Genomic DNA, 2,710 nt, shown 5'->3' on the forward strand with positions numbered 1-2,710 from the left:
AAAAATAGTGTCAATGAGATTCAATATGAATTCTCACCAACACTATTTATTATAGAACCGTTTTCTGTGTCTATTTGTTGTGAAATTTACACGCAAAGATGCGGTTCATTTAAAAATGCATCCGTGTGAAAAAGGCTTTGAAACAATCTTGATAGCGGTTGACCATTTTCCAAAAGGCAAAAGCGAGAGCCAACAAGACGACACTAATTAGGGTTTCGCTAGCGGTCATGGGTTGGATGGTCAGAATGTCTGAAAAATGTGGCAAGACTAGTGCGACGGCAAGCATGGCAAGGGTCGCGGTTGATGCGAGAAAGAGACGCAACTTGTTAAACGGGAGGCAGGACTGCCATACCGCAAATAAAGAGACGCCGGTCAACATGACATAGTCAAAGGTCCGAGCGGTTTCAAAGTCGATTATGCCCAGTTTCACCATGACTAAGGAGGCGAAAATGGCTACAGACACCGTTAAGGCTGAAGGTAGCGCAGAGGCAAGGGATTTGGGTAGGAACCGCTCTTTAACTTGCTGGTTATTAGGTTCAAATGACGTGAAGAAGGCAGGATAGCCCTCGATAAAGGCATCAATCATGGTAATTTGTAAGGGAATAAATGGAAACGGGAAATTCAAGGCAATACAAATTAGGGTCACGATTAAAGAATATAGGGTTTTGATAAAGAATACGCTTGATGACCGAGTGATGTTGTTGACCACACGGCGGCCTTCAGAAATGACCGCTGGTAAGTCACCAAAGTCTGAATTGACCAGAATCAAATCGGCCATTTGACGGGTTGCCCCGTCCCCTTCAGCCATAGCGATGGATAAGTCAGCTTGTGACAAGGCTAAAATATCATTGACCCCGTCACCTGTCATCCCAACAATATGGTCTTCGTCTTGAAATTCAGCTACCAAAAGTTTCTTTTGTTGAGGTGAGACCCGGCCGAAAACATTGTATTGGTGTGCTGCTGCTCTTACATCCGCTTCAGCTTGAATTTGACTCATATCAATCGCTTGGGCGTCGCCTGCGAGTCCTGCGTTCTTAGCAACTCTGGCAACGGTTTGCGGGTTGTCACCTGAAATAATTTTGATGTCCACACCCTCATTTTGGAAAAATTCCAGAGTAGATTTAGAATTGGGGCGAATTGGATCACTCAAGGTGATGTAGCCAATTGGTTTGATTGCTAAATTGGCGATTTCAGTCTTGTCGTCTAGTAGGTCAGTCGATTGTCCCACCAACAAGACCCGCAGGCCGTCATTTTGCGCGGTGATTACTTGCTCAATCGGTTCGTCGATAAGGTATTCAGCTGCACCAACGAAAATTGTACCGGCTCCTTCAAAGCTGATAGCACCCCACTTCCGCTCAGATGAAAAGGGCGTGACTTGTAAGGCTTCTAAAGTAGAGACTTGGCCGTCGAAGTGGTCTTTCAAAGCCGTCATGGTTAAATTACTATCGGTTGATGCGGTTGTATAATTGGCCAATTTGGCTAGTAAATCCTTGTCGGAGATACTGTTTAGTGGAAAAATCCCCTCCACTGACATCTTTCCTTGCGTGATTGTCCCAGTCTTGTCTAAACACAGCATATCCATGTGAGCCAAGGCTTCAACAGCGTACATGTTTTGCACGAGGACATTCTTTTTGCCTAGTTTTAAAACAGCAGTTGAAAGGGCTAGTGAAATCAACAATACCAGACCTTTAGGCAGCATGCCAATCAGGGCAGCCACCGAGTTTATAACCGCCACATCTACTGTGTCACTTCGTAGGAAAAAGGCTTGCAAGAACAAGAGTATCCCTAGTGGCACAATGATGTAAGAGGTAAACTTGGCAATCTTCTTAATGGCATCGGTTAATTCAGAACGGGCGTATGGTTGAGACTTAGTTTCAGCCACCAACTGCTCTGCGTAATTGTCGTCCCCAACATGGATCAACTCAGCCAGCAATTGCCCACTGGTCAAATAAGAACCGGATAATAACTCATCGCCTGCTTGTTTTAAAATGGCATCCGACTCACCCGTTAAAAGGGACTCATTCACTTCGCTGGACCCGTCCACCACGTTGGCGTCTGACGGAACCTGGTCACCACTTTCAAGGATAATCAAGTCGCCAACCACCAATTCAGTAGATGGCACAATGGCTTCCTGACGATTTCGGATCACCTTAACTGGTTTATTGGATAAAATGGTCAACTTGCTGACCAAATCGCGGGCTCTAAGCTCTTGGACAATCCCAATAATAATATTCAATATAATGATGGCAATAAAGGCCATATTAGAATAAGCGCCAACCAGTAACAATAAGAAGGCCAATAGGAAGTTTAAAGCATTAAATAGGGTAAAAAAGTTCTCTATAATAATTTCAGCCGTCGTTTTTTGGGTAGAATGACTAGTTTGGTTAACCTGGCCTTCAGCCACTTTGGCCTGGACTTCTTCATCCGTTAGACCTTGGTATTGATCGTTCCACATTAATTTACATCCTCCATTTTCCATTCCTCATTTTATTGCTATTTTATTTCCCCATAAAAGTCCATTATACACCAGATGAATATGTATAAACTTAAAGATTTATTTAGCTTTCCCTTAAGAAAACAAGATTGTCGCAAAAAACGTAGTAAAGAACAAAAAACTCCTCCATCTTTCGATGAAGGAGTTTTTCTATATATGCCGGCTAAAGGACTTGAACCCTCGACCCTCTGATTACAAATCAGATGCTCTACCAAC

Annotated in this window: 1 protein-coding gene; it reads right to left on the reverse strand. The window is 43.5% G+C overall.

The features are described from left to right. Nucleotides 1-109: 109 nt before the first annotated feature. Nucleotides 110-2,455, reverse strand: a complete 2,346-nt coding sequence (locus tag AC973_RS08515) for an HAD-IC family P-type ATPase (RefSeq protein ID WP_048729596.1) — start codon at nucleotides 2,453-2,455, stop codon at nucleotides 110-112. Between the last annotated feature and the right edge of the window lie 255 nt (nucleotides 2,456-2,710).

The sequence above is a fragment of the Carnobacterium sp. 1290_CSPC genome, assembly GCF_001053265.1.
In the GTDB taxonomy this organism is placed as follows: Bacteria; Bacillota; Bacilli; order Lactobacillales; family Aerococcaceae; genus Aerococcus; species Aerococcus urinaeequi.

Bases quoted from the DNA above. Each gene is read 5' to 3' on its own strand.
- AC973_RS08515 (WP_048729596.1), bottom strand. From the start codon at position 2,455: ATGTGGAACGATCAATACCAAGGTCTAACGGATGAAGAAGTCCAGGCC.